19 protein-coding genes are annotated in these 19,359 nt (G+C 66.8%); 13 read left to right on the top strand and 6 right to left on the bottom strand.

Features of this window, described 5'->3' with window-relative positions:
- Nucleotides 1-3: 3 nt before the first annotated feature.
- From G531_RS20635 to G531_RS0105305, 4 genes are all read left to right on the top strand, one after another.
- On the top strand, nt 4-924 hold the full coding sequence (locus G531_RS20635; RefSeq protein WP_051215088.1) for an ABC transporter ATP-binding protein: 921 nt from the start codon (nt 4-6) through the stop codon (nt 922-924).
- On the top strand, nt 924-1,781 hold the full coding sequence (locus G531_RS20630) for an ABC transporter permease (protein WP_051215087.1): 858 nt from the start codon (nt 924-926) through the stop codon (nt 1,779-1,781). Before G531_RS20635 ends, G531_RS20630 begins: the two co-directional genes overlap by 1 nt.
- Complete coding sequence (locus tag G531_RS20625; protein WP_051215086.1) at nt 1,778-2,680, top strand: SMP-30/gluconolactonase/LRE family protein; 903 nt, start codon at nt 1,778-1,780, stop codon at nt 2,678-2,680. Before G531_RS20630 ends, G531_RS20625 begins: the two co-directional genes overlap by 4 nt.
- Nucleotides 2,681-2,910: 230 nt before the next feature.
- Nucleotides 2,911-3,846, top strand: coding sequence for an SMP-30/gluconolactonase/LRE family protein (locus tag G531_RS0105305; RefSeq protein WP_051215085.1), 936 nt, complete (start codon nt 2,911-2,913; stop codon nt 3,844-3,846).
- A 122-nt stretch (nt 3,847-3,968) separates the two neighbouring features.
- Here the strand turns inward: G531_RS0105305 and G531_RS0105300 are convergent, their stop codons facing one another.
- Nucleotides 3,969-4,526 carry a VOC family protein gene (locus G531_RS0105300; protein ID WP_026926449.1) on the bottom strand — a complete coding sequence of 186 codons (558 nt, stop codon included), beginning with the start codon at nt 4,524-4,526 and terminating at the stop codon, nt 3,969-3,971.
- Between the two features lie 288 nt (nt 4,527-4,814).
- On the opposite strand from G531_RS0105300, the gene G531_RS0105295 reads away from it, so the two are divergent.
- The 8 genes from G531_RS0105295 (at nt 4,815) to G531_RS0105260 (ending at nt 12,920) form a co-directional block, all read left to right on the top strand.
- Nucleotides 4,815-5,600: an SDR family NAD(P)-dependent oxidoreductase gene (locus tag G531_RS0105295; protein ID WP_035757639.1), complete on the top strand. Its 786-nt coding sequence runs from the start codon at nt 4,815-4,817 to the stop codon at nt 5,598-5,600.
- On the top strand, nt 5,597-6,355 hold the full coding sequence (locus G531_RS20620) for an SDR family NAD(P)-dependent oxidoreductase (RefSeq protein ID WP_081683839.1): 759 nt from the start codon (nt 5,597-5,599) through the stop codon (nt 6,353-6,355). The genes G531_RS0105295 and G531_RS20620 overlap by 4 nt, the downstream gene beginning before the upstream one ends.
- Before the next feature lie 80 nt (nt 6,356-6,435).
- Nucleotides 6,436-7,659: a DegT/DnrJ/EryC1/StrS family aminotransferase gene (locus tag G531_RS0105285; RefSeq protein WP_026926447.1), complete on the top strand. Its 1,224-nt coding sequence runs from the start codon at nt 6,436-6,438 to the stop codon at nt 7,657-7,659.
- 99 nt (nt 7,660-7,758) lie between these two features.
- Nucleotides 7,759-8,715: an SMP-30/gluconolactonase/LRE family protein gene (locus G531_RS0105280; RefSeq protein ID WP_026926446.1), complete on the top strand. Its 957-nt coding sequence runs from the start codon at nt 7,759-7,761 to the stop codon at nt 8,713-8,715.
- Nucleotides 8,716-8,813: 98 nt separating this feature from the next.
- A complete protein-coding gene (locus G531_RS24395; protein ID WP_051215083.1) occupies nt 8,814-9,206 on the top strand; it encodes a nuclear transport factor 2 family protein in 393 nt (130 codons plus the stop codon).
- A 100-nt stretch (nt 9,207-9,306) separates the two neighbouring features.
- Entirely contained in the window at nt 9,307-10,131 is an 825-nt protein-coding gene (locus G531_RS0105270) for a mycofactocin-coupled SDR family oxidoreductase (RefSeq protein WP_026926445.1), read from the top strand.
- Between the two features lie 16 nt (nt 10,132-10,147).
- Nucleotides 10,148-11,629 carry an aldehyde dehydrogenase gene (locus G531_RS0105265; RefSeq protein WP_026926444.1) on the top strand — a complete coding sequence of 494 codons (1,482 nt, stop codon included), beginning with the start codon at nt 10,148-10,150 and terminating at the stop codon, nt 11,627-11,629.
- Between the two features lie 64 nt (nt 11,630-11,693).
- A complete protein-coding gene (locus G531_RS0105260; RefSeq protein WP_026926443.1) occupies nt 11,694-12,920 on the top strand; it encodes an acetyl-CoA C-acetyltransferase in 1,227 nt (408 codons plus the stop codon).
- Between the two features lie 312 nt (nt 12,921-13,232).
- Here G531_RS0105260 and G531_RS0105255 read toward each other — a convergent pair whose 3' ends face one another.
- The 4 genes from G531_RS0105255 to G531_RS0105240 all read right to left on the bottom strand — a co-directional run bounded on the left by G531_RS0105255 (nt 13,233) and on the right by G531_RS0105240 (nt 17,047).
- Complete coding sequence (locus G531_RS0105255) at nt 13,233-14,027, bottom strand: ABC transporter ATP-binding protein (protein ID WP_026926442.1); 795 nt, start codon at nt 14,025-14,027, stop codon at nt 13,233-13,235.
- On the bottom strand, nt 14,011-15,027 hold the full coding sequence (locus G531_RS0105250) for an ABC transporter permease (protein WP_051215082.1): 1,017 nt from the start codon (nt 15,025-15,027) through the stop codon (nt 14,011-14,013). Before G531_RS0105250 ends, G531_RS0105255 begins: the two co-directional genes overlap by 17 nt.
- 4 nt (nt 15,028-15,031) lie before the next feature.
- Nucleotides 15,032-16,024, bottom strand: coding sequence for an ABC transporter substrate-binding protein (locus G531_RS0105245; RefSeq protein WP_026926440.1), 993 nt, complete (start codon nt 16,022-16,024; stop codon nt 15,032-15,034).
- A gap of 129 nt (nt 16,025-16,153) precedes the next feature.
- Complete coding sequence (locus G531_RS0105240) at nt 16,154-17,047, bottom strand: PAC2 family protein (RefSeq protein ID WP_035757637.1); 894 nt, start codon at nt 17,045-17,047, stop codon at nt 16,154-16,156.
- A 182-nt stretch (nt 17,048-17,229) separates the two neighbouring features.
- On the opposite strand from G531_RS0105240, the gene G531_RS20610 reads away from it, so the two are divergent.
- On the top strand, nt 17,230-17,787 hold the full coding sequence (locus G531_RS20610) for a GtrA family protein (protein ID WP_081683837.1): 558 nt from the start codon (nt 17,230-17,232) through the stop codon (nt 17,785-17,787).
- 139 nt (nt 17,788-17,926) lie between these two features.
- Here the strand turns inward: G531_RS20610 and G531_RS0105230 are convergent, their stop codons facing one another.
- Nucleotides 17,927-19,339, bottom strand: a complete 1,413-nt coding sequence (locus G531_RS0105230; RefSeq protein WP_026926438.1) for an alkaline phosphatase PhoX — start codon at nt 19,337-19,339, stop codon at nt 17,927-17,929.
- Between the last annotated feature and the right edge of the window lie 20 nt (nt 19,340-19,359).

Below are 19,359 nucleotides of genomic sequence, written 5' to 3'. Positions count from 1 at the left end.
GTCATGTCCCTCATCACCTCGTCTCGCAGCTCCACCGATTCCCGACAACCCGTCGATGCCCGCAGTGCCGGTCGCGGACGCGGACACATCGAAGTCCGCGGGGTCACCCGATCCTTTGCGACCGGAAAGGGCAAGTCGCGCGCCGATCGTCTGGCCCTCGACACCGTCGACCTGACGATTCCCCAGGGGCAGTTCGTCGCCCTGGTCGGGGCCAGTGGCTGCGGCAAAACCACCCTGCTGAACATGATCGCGGGCCTGCTCCCGCCCTCGACGGGCACGATCACGTTGGGGGAAAGTCACGCCCAGTGCCCGAACTTCGACGTGGGCTACATGTTTGCCCGGCATGCGCTCCTGCCTTGGCGCAAGGTGGTGCGCAACGTCGAACTGGGGATGGAGGTGCGTCCCGGGTGGAGCCGTGGCGGCCGGCGCAGGCGAGCCCAGGAGATGTTGGATCTCGTCGGTCTGTCGTCGTACTACCATGCGTTGCCCGGAGAGTTGTCCCAGGGCATGCGGCAGCGTGCGGCGATCGCGCGAACCCTGGCCCCCGATCCCAACGTGCTGTTGATGGATGAACCGTTCGCAGCGCTGGACGCGCGGACGAAGCTGGTCCTGCAGCGGGAGTTCCTGTCGATCTGGGAGCGGGACGGCTTCTCCGACGGTGATACCCGCAAGACGGTGGTGTTCGTGACCCACGACCTGTCCGAGGCGATCCTGCTCGCCGACCGGGTCATCGTGATGCTGCCGAGCCCGGGCCGGATCGCGGGCGACCACGTGATCCCCCTGCCGCGGCCGCGCGCGGACGACCTGGGCGACATCCTGTTCACCGACCAGTTCCGAGAGCTCCACCACTCCTTCTTCCACGAGTTGGAAGGGGCCATGGGCTCCGGGGCCCTGACCAAGGACAAGGAAGAAGAGGTCGCCTGATGAGCGCGCAAACCGCAACCCCCGTGCCCGTCGCGCCGGTCCTCACCAAAGGTGAGAAGTTCCGGAAGCGCTGGCGCGTCTTCTCGACGAACCGCTGGGTCATCCTCGTTTGCCGCGTGCTGTTGATCGCGGTGTTGCTCGGGGCCTGGGAACTGTTCGCGAACCGCGGATGGGTCGACCCGATGTTCACCAGCAAGCCGTCGGAGATCGGCGTGGCGCTGGGTAAGTACTACCACTCCGGACAGATGGTCAAATCGCTGTTGGCGACCATGACGGCCATGCTGATCGCCTTCGTCATCGGCACCGTGACCGGGGCGCTGGCCGGCTACCTGCTCGGCCTGTCGCCGTTCCTGGACAAAGTCTTCGGCATCCTGATCGCCCCGCTCAACAGCATCCCGCGTATCGCCCTTGCCCCGTTGTTCATCATCTGGTTCGGTCTCACCATGACGGCGAAGGTTGCACTGGCGGTGTCCATCGTCTTCTTCGTCCTGCTGGTCAGCTGCCGCGCGGCGGTGAAGAACATCGATGCCGATATCGCGACGATGGCGAGGGTGACCGGTCTTCGCGGTGCGTCCTATCTCTTCAAGGTGCTGCTCCCCACCAGCGTGCCGGCGCTGTTCGCCGGCATCCGGTTGGCGCTCACCTACGCGCTGCTCGGCGTGGTGGCCAGCGAAATGATCGCCTCCCGGGTCGGCATGGGTCAGGACATTGTCCGGTTCGGCAACACCTTCCGACCCGACGGACTCTTCGCGGTGTTGTTCGTGCTGACGATCCTGGCCACCGGCCTCTACCTGATCGCCGAGTTCGTCGAGAAGCACCTGCTGCGCTGGCAGCGGATCGAGGCGCACGAACAGTGAGTTCCTTCGGCATCCAGGTGGTGGGTGGTGACCTGCGCACCATGCTCGGGGAGAGCCCGGTCTGGAGCAGTGAGGAGCAGTGCCTCTACCTGATCGACGCAACCCGTTCGTGCATCCACCGCCTGGACGTCGACACCACGGTGTCCGAACGGTGGGACCTGCCGTCGGCGCCCGGGTGCGTCGCGCTGGGTGGTGACGGCACTCTGATCGCGGCGTGTGAGGACGGGGTGTACCGACTGACGACCGCCACTGGGGCGATCGAGCGGGTGGTGGGCGTGCCCTACGACCCGTCGTCCGACCTGAAGTTCAACGACGGTCGCACCGATCCGGCCGGGCGGTTGTGGGTGGGCTCCTACTCCACCTCCTTCACCACCGATCCGGTGACCGGGCGCGGACTCGGCACCATGTACCGCTACGACCACGGCGTGGCCACCGCGGTCATCGACGGGCTCGTCACCGCCAACGGCACCGCCTTCTCCGCCGACCGCACCCGGATGTTTCGGGCCGAGACCTTGCGCCGGGAGATCTACGTCAGCGACTACGACGACACGACCGGCACACTCGGTCCGGAGTCCCTGTTCGCGACCGTTCCCGACACCCTGGGCAAGCCGGACGGCGCTGCGGTGGACACCCAGGGCGGGTACTGGCTGGCGTTGATCACCGGGCCCGAGAACGGCACCGTGGTCCGCTTCGACCGTGACGGCGTGCTCGACATGGTGATCGATTTGCCGATCCGGATGCCCACCATGGTGGCCTTCGGCGGCCCGAACCTGGGCCGGCTGTATATCACCTCGCTGGGCGACCCCCAGTACATCGGAACTCCCGACCCGCTGGACGGCGCGGTGTTCGCGGTGGACGTGCCGTTCCAGGGCATCGCCGAGCCGATATGCCGGTTCTGACCGGCGCAGCGCCCGACCGCCCTGCTGCCAAACAGGCGACCCAACTCTCCATCGTGTCTCACTTCAGGCAAGGTCTCTCGATGCGACGCCCACGCGGACGGCAGTGGGGCGAGGTTCACTGTGACGTGGGGGCTTCGGTCCTGGGCCTGGCTTCGACTCGGCGCCGACTCAACTGTTGCGGAGGGCGACCAGCGCTGCCGCGGAGAGAACGAGGACGAAAGAGGAAAGTCATGGAATTGCTCGATCAGGACGCAGTGCGCCGAGGGCGCCGCAACATCCTCGACGGGTTGGCGCTGGCCGAGGGACCGACCGTCCTGCCGGACGGCTCGCTCGCCTTCGTCGAGATCAAGAGCGGTCGGCTGCGGCGGTGGAGCGAAACGGCAGGGCTGGGCGAGATCGCAGACCTCGGCGGTGGACCGAACGGTGCCGCGCTGGGCCTGGACGGGTTGCTGTACGTCGTCAACAACGGTGGCTTCGACTGGGCGGCCATGGAAGGACGTCCTGACGGCGATCCGGACACCCGCGAGCCCTCGTGGGCGCCGACGGACTACCGGGGCGGGTGGATCGATCGGGTCAACCCCGACACCGGCGAGGTGGAGCGACTCCACGGTCCGGAATCACAGCCGTGGCTTCGGGGGCTGAACGACATCGTGTCCGACCGGCGGGGCGGGTTCTGGGCGACCGACTTCGGTAAGCGGCGCCCCTACGAGATCGACACCGGTGGCCTGGTGCACATCAAGGGGGACGGTGGCGAGGTCGAATTCGAACCGGGTTGGGCACTGACGCCGAACGGTGTCGGCGTGGCTCCGGACGGACAGACCGTCTATGTGTCGGAGACGATGACCGGCCGGGTTGTGGCTTTCGGGGTGGATGCGTCGGGCCGTGCCGAGCGTGCGCGCCGCATCATCGCGGCGACTCCCTACCGCCTCGACTCGATGGCGGTCGAGGCATCGGGGGTGATTGTCGTGGCGGTGCTCGACGGCGGTCTGCTGCTGGTGTCCCCGGACGGCCGGTTGGTCGAATACCTGGCGGTGGGCGACTCGTGCACGAACGTGTGCTTCGGTGGGGCCGATCTGCAGACCCTCTATGTCACCACGCACACCAGCCTCTTCTCGTTGCCCTGGCCTCGCCCGGGACTTCCGCAGCCGGGCAACGCCGGTCGCTGAGGTAGTGACGAATGCTGAAGGGGGCGCGCGCCAACCGGCGCGCACCCCCTTCTGTCATGCTGGGTGGCCTGACCATGTGCGTCGGGCCGTCCACAAACACCCGGTGGGGCCGGGCGCCGGTGTCAGTGACCGTGGCAGGCCGGCGGATGCCAGCGCTTCACCTCGTGATCGGCCTCGATCGGTTTCGGGCTGGGGAAGGAGACCAGCTCGATCGTGCTGCCCCACGGTGTGCGCATGTACCAGGTCGCGTTGCCCGCGCCCTCCTCGGGGCCCTTCATCAGGTTGGGGCCGGTCATCAGCTCACCGCCGGCCGCTTCGACGCGCTCGCCGATGGCGTCGATGTCGTCGACGTAGATGCCGATGTGCTGGAAGCCGAGACCGTCCGGCCGGATCGGTGAGGTCTGGTCTTCGACCGAGTACTCGAAGAGTTCGAGGGTCGCGCTCTCGCCCAATCGAAGCATCCGGATGCCCCGGATCCGAGCGGTCGGATGTACGCCCAGACGGGTCGACAGGTCGACCTTGGCGAACCGGTCGTCCGCGCCCTCGGGCTGTTTGGGTAAGGGGTCGTAGAGCACCGAGGCGTCCAGCGCCGTGGCGAAGAACTCGGTCGCGGTCTCGATGTCGGGCACGGTGATGCCGATGTGGTCGATGCCTCGAACGACGGGCTTCGGAGTGGACATGTTCGCAATCCTTCCCAGGCTGAGGAGCGATTTCGGCCGCACCGAGCAATTCAGCCAATCGACTGGTTGGTATAGGGTGAACCGTAGCATTGTCCCACGCGCAGTCAAGAGGTGCCGACGCGGCCGGTGTCGCAGTGCGTCAGCAGGTTGCCGACCGTTGGGCGAGTGTGCCGGATAACCCTTGACGCCCATGCCCAGGCTGAGTATGTTACCAACCAACCGATTGGCAGTTTTACAGTGTTGGACTGCTCGACGTTGTTCATGGTGGAGCGATGAGAGGCGGAGTTGATGAGTGTGGGGGGCCAAGGGAGGCTTCAGGGCAAGGTTGCCCTGATCACCGGGTCGACGCGAGGGATCGGGCGTACGATCGGTCTGCGGTTCGCGCAACAAGGTGCTTCGGTCGTGATCACCGGTGAGGATTCCAAGGATGCCGACAGCGCCCTGGCGGCCATCGCCGACAGTGGCGGCAAGGCGATCTTCGTCGAGGCCGACCTGACCACGGAGCAGGATGTCGTTCGGCTGGTGGAGTCGACGATCGCCGAGTACGGACAGCTGACCACGCTGGTCAACAACGCGTCGGTGAATCCGATGGCGATCGGTGACAAGACGGTTGCCGACGTGGAGAACGAAAGCCTCGAGCAGGCGGTCGCCCTCAACTACTTCGGGCTGGTGTGGATGTGCAAGTACTCCTTGCCACACCTGCTGGCGGCGGAGCGGGCGTCCATCACGAACATCTCGTCGGTGGTCACCTACCTCGGTGGCCCGAACTTCACCGCCTACTGCCTGAGCAAGGGTGCGGTCGAGCCCCTCACCAGGTCGCTGTACTCCAAGTACGTCGAGACCGGCCTGCGCGTCAATGCCATCAACTGCGGCATGATCGCCACCGAGCGGCTCACCAAAATCCTTGAGGACAAGGACCACGTGGCACGCACCCAGGTGGGTGACCGGGTTTCCCGGCTGCCCTATCCGGGGACGCCGGACGACGTGGCCTGGGCCAGTGTCTACCTCGCCAGTGACGAGGCCATGTATGTCACCAACGCAACCCTGTCGGTCAACGGTGGGGTGACGACATGAGCTCAGCCTGGAACAACCCCCTGAGGGGCAAGCGCGCGGTGGTCACCGGGGCGGGCAACGGCATCGGTCGAGCGGTGGCAACCGCGCTGGCCGAGGCCGGCGCCGCGGTGGCGCTGTGGGATCGTGACGGGGATGCCTTGGCGTCGACGGCCGCGGCGATCGGGGACGGCGCGTCGACGCACCAACTCGACGTCACCGATGAAGCCGCCCTGAACGCCGCCTTCGCGGACGTCCTGGCGCTGGGTGATGTCGACATCCTGGTCAACGCTGCCGGGTTCCTGAACCCGAACGACACCGTCCTGGGCGTCGACACCGCGGTGTGGGACGCGATGTACGCGATCCACCTGCGCACTCCGGCGATTCTCACCGGACTGTTCGGCAGTCATCGCATCGAACGTGGTGGCGGCGGAAAGATCGTCAACATCTCGTCCAGCTCGGCCTATCGTGCCGCCGGGGTAAAACCGGCGTACGGCTCATTGAAGGCCGGTGTCGTGCAGTTCACCAAGATCGCGGCGGCCGAGCTGGGCAAGCACGACATCAACGTCAACGCCGTGGTCCCCGGGCTGACCGCGACCGATCGGGTCGTGAGCAGCGGCCTCGGCAACCAGGCGATGACCGAAGGTCCGCTGGCCAACTTCTTCGGCCGGATCTCGACGCCGGAGGATGTCGCTTTCGTGGTGGTCTTCCTGTGCCTCCCGGGCAGTCGCCAGATCACCGCCCAGGCAATCCACACCAGCGCTGGGTCGGTCATCTGACCGGCCGCGCGGCCCCACCACAACCCCTCCGTCAACGCCCGACAGGGCAACCGGACGGATCACCGTTTAGAGGAGCACCCGTGTCAAATCAACGCAAGATCGACTTCGCCGATTGCTACTACGATCAAGAGGAGATCAAAGCCGTCGTCGACGTGCTGGAGAGCGGCTTCGCGAACTCGCAGAACATGCGCCTGGGCCAGAACGTCCTGCAGTTCGAGCGGGAGTGTGCCGCGAGGTTCGGCAAGGCACACGGCCTGATGGTGAACTCCGGGTCGTCGGCCATCGACCTGGCCCTGGACCTGCTCGACTTCGAGGACGGTTCGGAGATCATCACTCCCGCGCTGACCTTCTCCACCGACATCTCCGCGCTCATCCACGCGCGTCTGGTGCCCTCGTTCGTCGACGTCGAACCCAACACCTACAACGTGGACGTCGACAGGCTGGCCGAAGCGATCACCCCCGCCACCAAGGCCATCATGGTCCCCAACCTGGTGGGCAGCATGCCGGACTGGGACCGCATCCAGGCGCTGGCCTCCGAGCACGGCGTCCTCACCATCGAGGACTCCTGCGATGCTTTCGCGCCGGTCCTGCGGGGCCGGCCCACCTCCGAGCGCGCCGACATCACCGTGACCAGCTTCGCCCTCGCCCACCACATCACCTGCGCCGGTGCCGGCGGCATGATCCTGACCGATGACGAGCGACTGTGGAAGCTCGGCCTGAAGCTGCGCCGCTGGGGCTGGCGCAGCGAGGAATTCCTCTGGGATGGCAGTGGCCGCACCCGCTCCTTCCGGGGTGATCTGGACGGAGTCGTCTACAACGACGACATGATCTACGACGAGATCGGCTGGAACTTCGAGCCCGCCGAGATCGGTGCCGCCTTCGGCCGCGTGCAGTTGACCCGCGTCGAGGAGTTCAACAAGATCCGCCGGGAGAACTACGCCCGCTATGTCGAGCGGTTCGCCGATTTCGACAAATACTTCGTCCCGCCGGTGGTGCTCGACGGTGCGGACGCCATCTGGATGGGCTTCGCGGTCGAGATCGTGCCCGGCTCTCCCTTCATCCGGGCCGACATTCAGGAGCACATGGACCGCCGGAACATCGTGGCGCGCACGATCTGGTCGGGCAACATGACCCGCCAGCCGATGATGCGCGGCCAGGAGTACAAGGCCCCCGAAGGAGGCCTGCCGAACTGCGACGCGGTGCTGGAGCGCCACGTGATGTTCCCGCTGCACCACAACATGGGGATCGCCGAGGTCGACCGCATCTGCGACGACATCAAGGACTTTCTTTCGACCGTGGGCTGACGTTCCACCCAACCGACCCGACCCCGCGGTAGCGGCGCGGGCATACCCCGGCTCGAGCCGTCCGGCCGCGAGCACAAGCATGATGGAAGGCGTAGTGAAGTGGTCAACTTTGAAATCCTGACCCCCGCGAAGACGACGATGGGGACCTCACCTTGGTGGGACGACGCGGAGCAGCGGCTGTACTGGTCGGATGCCCTGGGCGGCCTCATCTACCGAACCACCCCGGACGGCCGTGAACTGAACCTATGGAAGCCCGCCGACACCGCGGGCGTGTCGTCGATGGTGCTGCGCCAGCAGGGTGGGGCCATCATGGCGAGTCTGTCGGAGTCGACCAAGCGGACCGGGATCCGGTTGTTCGACTTCGAGACCAACGAGGTGACGACGATCGACGAACTGGAGGCCGGGTCGCCACTGCTGTTCAACGACTCGACCACCGATTCGAAGGGTCGGCTGATCACCGGGCACTCCACCCGCCCGTTCTGGGAGGGCGCCTCGCGGTCGCTGCGCGGCCAGGTCCATCCGCCGGCGAAGCTGTACCGGATCGACGCCGACCAGAAGCTCCAGCTGATCGACGAGGGCTACGGCATCACCAACGGCCCCGGTGTCAGCCCGGACGGCAAGCGCCTCTACGTCAGCGACAGCTGGGCCAACGTCGTGTACGCCTACGATCTGGATCCCGAAACCGGGAGCGTGTCGAACCGCAGTGAGTTCGCCTCCTTCGTGGCGCGGGAGGATCGTGGCACGAACGGTCTGGGTGACCCCGACGGCATCATCGTCGACAGCGAGGGTGGTGTCTGGATCACCATCTGCCGCGCCGGAGAACTGCGCCGTTACTCCCCGGAAGGTCAGCTGGAGCGCACGGTCGCGCTGCCGATCCTCTCGGTCACCAACGCCACCTTCGGCGGGCCGAACATGGACATCATGTTCGTCACCAGCCTGATGGAGGCCGGCATCCAGGGTGTCGCAGCTCCCGGCGACGGTCAGGTCGGTGGCTGCCTGCTCGCCGTCCACGGTCTCGGCGTGAGCGGTGTGCCGAAGGTGCGCTACCAGGGCTGAACCAAGGCCTGTGCGGCGGCGTCCGGACGATGCGCCGCCGAACAGCACCATCGGGCCCGTGACCGGCCCGGCTCGAACGCACAGAAGGAACGCACACGATGGAGCGAATCAACGACATCGTCGAGATCAATCAGATGCTCGCCCTCTACGGCCATGCCATCGACCGTGGCCTGTGGGGCCGCCTGGACGAGGTCTACGCCGAGGACGGCGAATACCACTCGGCCACATCCGGGGCGCACGTGGGTCGGGCGGCCGTGGTGGCCTACCTCAAGCAGGCAGTGATGCCGATGCACCACGGAACCAACATCTTCATCGAGTTCGATGAGCGCCCGCACCACGCCACCGGGATGGTCAAGTTCCTGTGCGTGCACGCCAACGCGAGTGTGACCACGGGCGACTACGCGGACGAGTACGTGCGGACTGCCGACGGATGGCGGATCCTGCGCCGCACCAGCCGCATCCTGACCGACGGACTGGCTCCCAGTTCCTGATCGTCGGCCTTGCTGGCCGCTGGCACCGGAGGCATTGACGGTCCGTCGACCGAGCCATATTATCAACCAAACGACTGGTAGTTTACAAATGGAGGTCACCATGGCAAGACTGGACGGCAAAGTCGTCTTCATCACCGGCGCCGCGCGCGGCCAGGGCCGATCGCACGCGGTCGAAATGGCCAAGGAGGGCGCGTCCATCATCGCCATCGACATCTGCGAGCAGATCCCGACGGTGTTCTACCCGATGTCCACCAAGGACGATCTCGACGAGACCGTCCGCCAGGTCGAGGCAGCCGGTGGCAGGATCGTCGCCCGAGTGGCCGACGTCCGTGACCGGGAGTCGCTCAAGGCCGCCCTGGCCGACGGCGTGGCCGAGTTCGGGCGCGTCGACGCGCTGATCGCGAACGCCGGCATCATGCCGCTGATCAACGAAGGTGCGGACGACCGCGCCTGGTTCGACGGCATCGACGTCCTGCTGACCGGTGTCTGGCACTCGATCGAAGCAACCCTTCCCTACCTGCTCGAACAGGGACAGGGCGGATCCATCGTGATCACCGGCTCGACCTCGGGCAACAGCGGTGCGGGCATCAACCGACTGCCCGGCATGGTGTCCTACTCGGCGTGCAAGGCCGGGGTCGTCGGACTGATGCGCATCTACGCCTCGAAGCTGACTCAGGACATGATCCGGGTGAACGTCGTGCACCCCACCGGAGTCAACACCCCGATGGTCGTCAACAACGAGCACAAGTCCTACACCGAGCAGTTCCCCGAGATCGCCAACGACCCGATGATCAAGAATCCGATGCCGGTCGATCTGGTGGAGCCGATCGACGTGACCAACGCGATGATCTACCTCGTCTCCGACGAAGCGCGTTACGTCACCGGCAGCCAGCTGGCCGTGGACGCCGGCTTCTTCAACCGCTAGCCAGGAGGCGTGGCAGATGCTGACCGACCGTGAAATGTTGTTCATCGACGGCGAATGGGTGCCGGCCGGAGCTGACGAGACAACGTCGATCGTCAACCCGGCGACCGAGGAGACCGTCGCCCGGGTTGCCCAGGCCAGTCCTGATGATGTCAATCGTGCGGTCAGGTCGGCTGCCAACGCGTTCCGCAACGGGCCTTGGCGGCGCGGAACCGTCGCCGAGCGTGCCCGCATTCTGGCGAACGCGTTGAACCGGCTGGCCACCCGCAGCGACGAGCTGGCCGGCCTCATCACCACGCAGATGGGGCTGCCGGCGAGCAACGCCGCCGGACAGGTGTCCTCGTCGATCGAAATGGGCCGCTACTTCCTCGACGTGGCGACCGACCTGCCAACGACCGAGATCCGCCAGACCTCAAGCGGCCCGGCAGCGGTGTTGCGCGAGCCGGTCGGGGTCGTCGCTGCCATCGCCCCGTGGAACGGCCCGTTCGCGGTGGCGATCCAGAAGATCATCCCGGCCCTGGTGACCGGATGCTCGGTGGTGTACAAGCCGGCCCTCGAGACGCCGCTCGACGCCTACCTCGTCGTCGAGGAGCTGACTGAGGCCGGGGTGCCGGCCGGGGTGCTCAACCTGATCACCAGCGGCCCGGGGATCGGACGGGCTCTGGTGGCCCATCCGGATGTGCAGAAGATCAGCTTCACCGGGTCGACGTCGACCGGCCGAGAGATCGGACGAGTGGCCGGTGGCGCCTTCAAAAGGGTGCAGTTGGAGCTGGGCGGTAAGTCGGCTGCCGTGCTCGCCGAGGACGTCGACGTGGAACTGGCAATGAGCGGTATCCGGATGGGGTCGTTCATGAACTCTGGTCAGGTGTGCGCCTCCTACAGCCGCATCCTGGTGCCCCGCGGGCGTGCCGACGAGTTGACGCAGGCCTTGGTGGCTGCTGCAGAGTCGTTGGTGGTGGGTGACCCGGCCGACACCTCGACCACGATGGGACCGGTGGCCTCGCGCAAGCAGTATGAGACGGTCTCAGGGTACGTGGACGCAGGTCGATCCGAGGGTGCGGTGGTGGCCACCGGGGGTGGTCGACCCTCGGGGTTGTCGCGCGGGTTCTTCGTCTCGCCCACCGTCTTCGCCGGCGCCACGAACGAGATGCGGATCAGCCAGGAGGAGATCTTCGGCCCGGTGATCTCGGTGATCTCCTACGACTCGTTGGACGAGGCGATCGCCATCGCCAACGATTCGGTCTACGGCCTGCACGGTGCGGTGTTCACCCAGGACCCCACCGTTGCCGCACGGGTGGCGCGAGAGGTCCACACCGGAACGTTCAGCATCAACAGTTTCACCTACAACCACGAAGCGCCCTTCGGTGGCGTGAAGGACTCCGGCGTCGGCCGCGACACCGGCCCCGAAGCGGTCGAGTCGTTCTACGAGTTGAAGACCGTGAACCTCACCCCCGAGATGGTGCCCGTCTTCGAGGCAGCTGCGCGACCGATCGACTCTTGAGAGTGCAGCGCGTTCACTCGAACACGCACCGAATCCACTCATCGGAACTGAGGAATAGACCCACATGCCTGAAGCAGTAATCGTTGCCGCGGCTCGTACACCGATCGGTCGAGCGAAGAAGGGGTCGCTCAAGGATTTTCGGCCCGATGACTTGGCCGCATTCATCACGCAGGCGGCCCTGGACAAAGTCCCCGGCCTGGATCCGGCCGATGCGGACGACTTCATCCTCGGTTGTGGCTTGCCCGGTGGGGAGGCCGGTAACAACATGGCGCGCGTGGTCACGACCCTGATGGGGTATGAGATGCCGGGCACGACGGTCACGCGCTACTGCGCGTCTTCGCTGCAGTCGAGCCGGATGGCGTTCCACGCAATCAAAGCCGGCGAAGGGGACGTGTTCATCTCTGGCGGGGTGGAAATGGTGTCACGGTTCCAGTTCGGGACCTCCGACCACATCCCCAACACGCGCAACCCACGCTTCGACGAGGCGGTGGCCCGCTCGGCCGCAGCTGCGAAAGGGGACGGGGTGACCACCGCTGACTGGCGCGATCCTCGCTCCGACGGAGTGATGCCGGACGTCTACATTGCGATGGGGCAGACGGCCGAGAACGTCGCCAGGATGCGCGGCGTCACCCGCGAGGACGCTGACCTGTTCGGGGTGCGCTCTCAGAACCTCGCTGAGAAGGCGATCGCCGACGGATTCTGGGCCCGCGAGATAACACCCGTCACCACCCCCGACGGTACCGTGGTCACCGCCGACGACGGCCCGCGTGCCGGCGTCACCTATGACGGAGTCAAAGACCTCGACCCGGTCTTCCGCCCCGATGGGGTGGTCACCGCAGCCAACTGCTGCCCGCTGAACGACGGTGCGGCGGCCGTCGTGATCATGTCGGACCACAAGGCGGCTCAGCTCGGGTTGACGCCCCTGGCCCGGGTCGTGTCCACCGGGGTCTCCGGGCTCTCTCCGGAGATCATGGGGCTGGGGCCGGTCGAGGCAACCCGCAATGCGCTGCGCTATGCCGGAATGACGATCGACGACATCGACCTGGTCGAGATCAACGAAGCATTCGCCGCGCAGGTGCTGCCGTCGGCGTCCGACCTGAACATCGACATCGACAAGCTCAACGTCAACGGTGGAGCGATCGCCGTCGGACACCCGTTCGGAATGACGGGCGCTCGCCTGCAGAACACGATGCTCAACTCACTGGACTGGCACGACAAGACCACGGGACTGATCACCATGTGCGTGGGCGGCGGCCAAGGTATGGCGATGATCCTGGAGCGGATGTCCTGACGCACGGGGCACCCGGACCCGGCTTCGTGGTGGTCCAGCCCAGCGAGGGACGCCCGCTCGGTCCGGTCGGCCGAGCCCGATTGGCCGAGAATGACAACCGGGTCAGTATCCCGCCGGTGACCGCTGGGTGAATTGATGGCAAAAGCGCCTGCCCGTAATGTGCAGGGCAGGTGTTCGCGGGTTAGGCTGATGCCGTCTCCCGAACCGCCACCGGCGTCGGGGCGGGGGACCTCCTGAAGCTTCGGTCATGCACGATGCGTGAACCGGCGGATCATCGGGTCAGCCCCGCCCTGCGGGTCACTCGGCCAAGGTTCACTCGGTCAAGAGGGTCCGGTCGCTCACCTCGCCACCGGTCGCCCGGCGGAACTGATCGAGCAACTGATCGGCGGTCATCGCCTGCTTGGCGGCAGCGTCGACCTCCAGCACGATGTTGCCCTCGTGCATCACCAGCAGCCGGTTGCCCAGGTCGAGGGCCTGCTGCATGTTGTGAGTGACCATCAGTGTGGTCAGCCGATGCCGTTCCACCGCCTCGGCGGTGAGCCGCGAGATCAGCGCCGAGCGGGTCGGGTCCAACGCTGCGGTGTGTTCGTCCAGCAGCAGTACGCGCGGCTCGACGAAGGTGGCCATCAACAGGCTCAGCGCCTGCCGCTGCCCACCCGACAACATCCCGACCTTGGCCCCGAGCCGATTCTCCAGACCGAGTTCCAGGGTGGTGAGTTCGGTCCGGAAGAACTCCCGCTTGGCACGGGTGATGCCTCGACCCAATCCGTGCGAGCGGCCGCGCTGGTACGCGATGGCCAGGTTCTCCTCGATCGTCAGGTGCGGGGCGGTACCGGCCATCGGGTCCTGGAACACCCGGGAGACCATGGCGGCCCGACGGTGCTCGGCCATCGCGGTCACGTCGTGATCATCGATCGCCACGGTGCCCTTCTCCGGGGTGTAGCGGCCGGCGACCACGTTGAGCAGCGTCGACTTGCCCGCCCCGTTGGAGCCGATCACGGTGGCGAAGTCGCCACTGGCCAGGCGTACCGAGACCCCGTCCAGGGCCCGTCGCTCGTTCACCGTGTGCGGGAAGAAGACCTTGCTGATGTCAGTGAGCTCCAGCACGGGACAGCCTTCCCTCTTCCTCGGCGCGCAGCGCGGCCTGGGCCTGTTCCTCGCGCTTCTCCCGGCGGCGCGACCGCATCCGACGGATCGGGGTCCAGCGCGGCAGCAGCAGCGCCAGGATCACCAGCACCGCCGAGATCAGCTTCATGTCGTTGGCCTCGAACTTGAAGTTGATCACCGGGATCTCCAGCGACAGGGCGGCCTGCAGGACGGCCCGGTAGACGACCGAACCGACCACCACGGCGGTGGCCGCGATCACCACCGAGCGCCGGCCCAGCAGGGCCTGGCCCAGGATGACCGAGGCCAGTCCGGCCACGATCAGGCCGATGCCCATGCCGATGTCGGCGAACCCCTGGTACTGCGCCATGGTCGCACCGCACACGGCGACCAGCCCGTTCGACAGGGCCAGACCGATCACCTTCATCCGGTTGGTCGCCACGCCCTGGCTGCGGGCCATCGGTTCGTTGTCACCGGTGGCGCGCAGGGCCAGGCCGAAGTTGGTGCCCAGCAGCCACACGATGAGGGCGGTGAACAGCGCGGCCACGACCGCCAGCACCAGGACCGAGGCCCACGTGCCGAGCAGGCCCAGATTCCGCATCGGGTCGAAGATCGTCACCTCCCGGAGCATGGGCAGGTTGGCCTTGCCCATGATCCGCAGGTTGATCGAATACAGCGCGATCTGGGTCAGAATGCCGGCCAGCAGCGGATTGATCTTGCCGACCGTGTGCAGCAGGCCGGTGATCGTTCCGGCCGCCAGACCGGCGACCAGCGCCAGCAGGGTCGCGACCCACGGATTCACTCCGTGCACGATCAGGATGCCCGCGACCGCCCCGCCGGTGGTGAACGAACCATCGACGGTCAGGTCGGGGAAGTCGAGGATCCGGAAGGTGAGATACACCCCCAGCGCCATGACCCCGAAGATGAGTCCGAGCTCCAGGGCGCTGACCGTGTTGGCCTCGAAGGTGATGAAACCTTCGAAGCCCGGCAACCAACTGAGCATCGGGTTACTTGTTCACAGTCTTGCCGGCGGACTTGGTGACGTCCTCGGGGATGGTCACGCCCATCCGCTGCGCGGCGGCGGTATTGATCGTCAGGGTCGCCTCGCCGGTCTCCACCGGGGTGTCGGCCGGCTTCTGGCCACGCAGGATCTTGGCGACCAGGTGGCCGGTCTGCTTGCCCATCGCGTGGTAGTCCACGGCCCAGGCGCCGACCGCGCCGCGCTCGACAGAATCGGGGTCGGCCGAGATCAGCGGGATCTTCTTCTGTTCGGCGACCTGGACCATCGACTCGAACGCCGAGACCACGGTGTTGTCGGTCGGAACGAAGAAGGCGTCGACGTTCAACGACTGGGCGGCCTGCTGGACCTCCGAGGAGTTGGTGATCGTCGCGGTCTCGATGGTGAGGCCCTGCTTGGCGGCCTCCGTCTTGGCCAGGTCCACCTGGATCTCGGAGTTCGCCTCGGCCGAGGAGTAGACGATGCCGACCTTCTTGGCCGTCGGCTTGACCTGCTTGATCAGGCCGAGCTGCTTGTCGATCGGGTTGATGTCGGACAGGCCGGTGACGTTCTTGCCGGGCTTCTCCCAGGAGTCCACCAGCTGGGCCTTGACCGGGTCGGTGACGCCGGTGAAGATGATCGGCCGGTTCGGCGGCATCGCCTGAACCATGGCCTGGGCGGTCGGCGTCGCGATCGCGACCACGGCGTCCATCTGCTGGGCCTTCCACGCATTCGCGGTGGCCGAGAGGGTGGACTGGTCGCCCTGGGCATTGGCGGTCTCGATCTTGAGGTTCTGCCCCTCGACGAAGCCGTCCTCGGCGAGCGCCGCCACGGTCTCGGTCCGCAGCGCGTCCAACGACGGGTGCGACACGATCTGGGCGATGCCGATCGAATACTGCTTCTTGTCGGCGCCGGCCTGGCCGGACTGCCCGGACTGGCCGGAACAGGCGCCCAGCATCAGCACGGTGGTAGCGGCTGCGGCTACTTTGAGGAGAGTCTTCATCCGAAATCCTTGGCTCGGGGCCGCGGGGCGGCGTACGTGCCCGCGGCCGAACGCGCCGCAGTGCACGGCGAAGACTACTAAACAGTCACCTGCCGGGCGGCCCATTTCGCGAACCGCCCGGGGGTGGCCTCATTCCTGGTCGAGCGTACGCAGGTAGTCCTCGATCTCGGCGCCGAGCTCCTCGGCATCGGGAAGGTCCTCCGGTGAGGGCAGCGCGGCCTGGTTCATCCAGGCGTCGAACTGCTCCTCCAGACCGTGCAGCTTCGCCATGGCGTCCTCGTCGGCCTCGAACTGAACCCCGAGCTGCGCCCGGACGATGCCCGACGCGACGGCCAGTTCGCGGGTGGGGACCTTCAGGCCGCTGGCTTCGCCGAGCTCGGTGAGCAGGGCGAGGGCCGCCTGGGGGTACTCACCCTCGGCGACATAGTGCGGGATGTGGGCCGACAGCCCGGTGATCGCGCGGCCCGCCTCGTGCAGGCGTACGGCCAACAGGGCGGTGAAGGAGGCACTGAACCGGAAGACACCGGGGATCGGCTGCCGCTTGGTCAGGGCCTGCGGATCGCCGGCGTAGTAGGCGACGTACGGGTTACGGGTGTGCGGCGTGGGGGAGGGTACCGAGCTGAGCAGGTAGGTGTGGGTGATATCGAACTTGTCGATCAAGTACTCCACCGAGGCGGCCATCCGCTCCCACTGCAGCGAGGGCTCGGGACCGGACAGCAGCAGGAAGGAGCGGCCGTCGGAGTCCTCGACCCGGTGCAGCCGAATCTCGGGGCGCTGGTAATTCTGGAAGTGATCGTGGTCGAAGTCGATCATCGGCCGCTGGGCGCGGTAGTCCAGCAACTGATCGGTGTCGAAGTGACCGAGCAGGTGGCTCGGCAGGGTGTCGATCAGATGGGTGTTGATGATCCGCTGGGCCGCACCGGCGTCCGAAAAAGAGCCGAGGGTCACCACGAGCGTGTCGGCGCGAACGGTCCGCTGGTCGACATGATCTTCGAACGCGAAGAGCTGAACCGGGTCAAGCATGGAATCTCCTCCAGAACCAAACGGGCGCACCATCCGGCGCCCCAATCCGTTGAGGAAACGTCTGCCGTGGGCGGGGTATTCCCGCCCGGAATCCGTGGCTCGGGACAGCCGACGGAGAAGGATTACGAAGCAAAGACCGGAGTCGGATGGTGTCGATCCGGTAACACTTATAGTCTCGCCCCATGGAGCAGTCATCGGGCCAAGCGCCGCAGAAGCCGTCGGATCGGCGCAGCGTGCGCTGGTTCCTGACCGCACGGAACTTCCTGTGGCGCCATCTCCCCCTGCGGCTGCACCGCTGGATCCCCGAGACGTTCATCGGCTTCTGCATGCTGAACCTGTTCACCTTCAGCGTCGACCTGGGCCTGCTGACCCTGTTCTACCGGGTGATCGGCCTGCCGAACCCGGTGGCGATCACCATCAGCTACGGCACGGCCTTCACCTTGGCCTTCCTGCTCAACCGCTGGTTCAACTTCCGCTCGCACGCGCCGATGGGACGCTCGGGTGCCCGCTACGTCCTGGTGGTGGCGGTCAACTATCTGGCCTTCATCCTGGGCGTCGGCAGTGGCCTGGTGGCGCTCGGGGTGAACTATCTGGTGGCCCGGGTGCTGGCCGGCCTGTGCGAGGCGCTGTGGATGTACTGCATGATGCGCTGGTTCGTGTTCCGCGAGCCGGCGCGCTCGGACAAGGGTGAGCGCGACAGCGGTGGCGCGGCCCGGCTGGTGCTGGCCGAGAAGCACTGAATCCGGGACGCACTGAGTCCGGGACGCACTGAGTCCGGCGGACCCGGGCGTACGCAGATGCCCCGGCCGGGATTCCGGCCGGGGCATCGTGCGTCAGCGAGGTCGGGGTCGGGACCTCAGCGACGGGGCGTGCGGCTGCTCAGAGCGCGCCGTCCTGCCACGGGCCGGTGATGGCGAAGGTGATGCCCGGGGTCTGGATGTTCACGAACAGCCACTCGTCCTTGCGTCCGCCGAAGGTGGCGCCGCACCACTCGTACCCGCGGTAGTCGCGGGCGCTGACGTTCTTGCCGGCGGTGCCCTGGCGCAGGTCCACGTTGTTCTTGGCGAAGTCGAAGATCCGGCCGTCGGTGGTCAGCCCACGCAGGTACTGCTCGCCGCCGCCGTCCTCGCACAGCACCAGGCCGCCCCGGGGGGAAACGGTGACGTTGTCCGGGGCGTCCAGGGTCGCCGCGTTGGGCGAGGCATACAGCACGACCATGGTCTCCTTCTTCGGGTCGTACTCGAAGACCTGGCCGAGACGGGCCGGGCCGCCGTTGGTGGACACGAAGTACGCCCGGTCGTTGCCCCACCAGGCACCCTCGCCACGGCTGATCAGGGCCGCACCCTTGTTCCGGCCCTGCACCGCGGTGCTGGTCTCGGTGGCGCCGGGATCGGGGTTGTCGATGTCGATCCAGGAGACCTTGTACTGGGTCCCGGTGACGTCGTCGCGGGTGGCATGGGCGTCGCCGGCGTCGACCTTCATCGCCTGCAGCTTGCCGCCGGCAGCGGGGTTGCCCTGCTCGGTCGGGAGGTAGCGGTAGATCAGCGAGCTGCCGGTGTCCTCGGTCTGGTAGATGATGCCGGTCTTCGGGTCGACGCAGACGGCCTCGTGGCTGAAGCGGCCCATCGCCCTGATCGGCTCGGCGGTGGCGTGGGAGCCGTCGCCGGGCACCTCGAAGACGTAGCCGTGCCGGTAGCTGCCCTGGATCAGGGTGGTTTCCTCACAGGACAGCCAGGTGCCCCACGGGGTCGGGCCGCCGGCGCAGTTGCGGATCGTGCCGCCCAGGCTGGAGGTGGCGTCGAGCCACTTGCCGTTGACCGAGTCGAAGGTCAGGGTGGTGGTGCCACCGCCGGCCTGCGGGTCGTAGTTCGGGCTGGTGAAGGCAGCGCCGGCGCCGCGCTCGTGGTTGCGGACCATCGTGACCAGGTCGTCGTTGCCGCGCCCGTTGTTGTTGGCGGGCTTGCCGTTCTTCTTGGCCGACTCGGCGCGGAAGGTGGCCATGCCGTCGTGGCTGCTGGGGGTCACCACACCGTCGGCCATCAGGTCGCCGGTCCAGCCGTAGCTGATGTACTCGAAGCCCTTGGGCAGCAGGAGCAGTTCCAGGCCGGTGGTCCGGTCCTTGACCGGGGCGAGATCGCCGTAGGAGAAGCGGTTCCCGGAGCTCTGGCCGGGGGCGGCATGGGCGGTGTTGGCGGCCAGGGCGGCGAACGGGCTCAGGGCCACACCGGCAGCGACGCCGGCGCCGGCCAGCAGGCCGCGGCGGCCGAAGGGGGTGGTCGTGATTTCGGACATGTGTCTGCGTCCCTTTCGGG

It is taken from the genome of Granulicoccus phenolivorans DSM 17626 = NBRC 107789 = JCM 15570 (assembly GCF_000423085.1).
GTDB classification, from domain to species: Bacteria; Actinomycetota; Actinomycetes; order Propionibacteriales; family Propionibacteriaceae; genus Granulicoccus; species Granulicoccus phenolivorans.
Note: the sequence above shows the minus strand (reverse complement) of the source record. Positions and strands in the feature narration are given on the sequence as shown.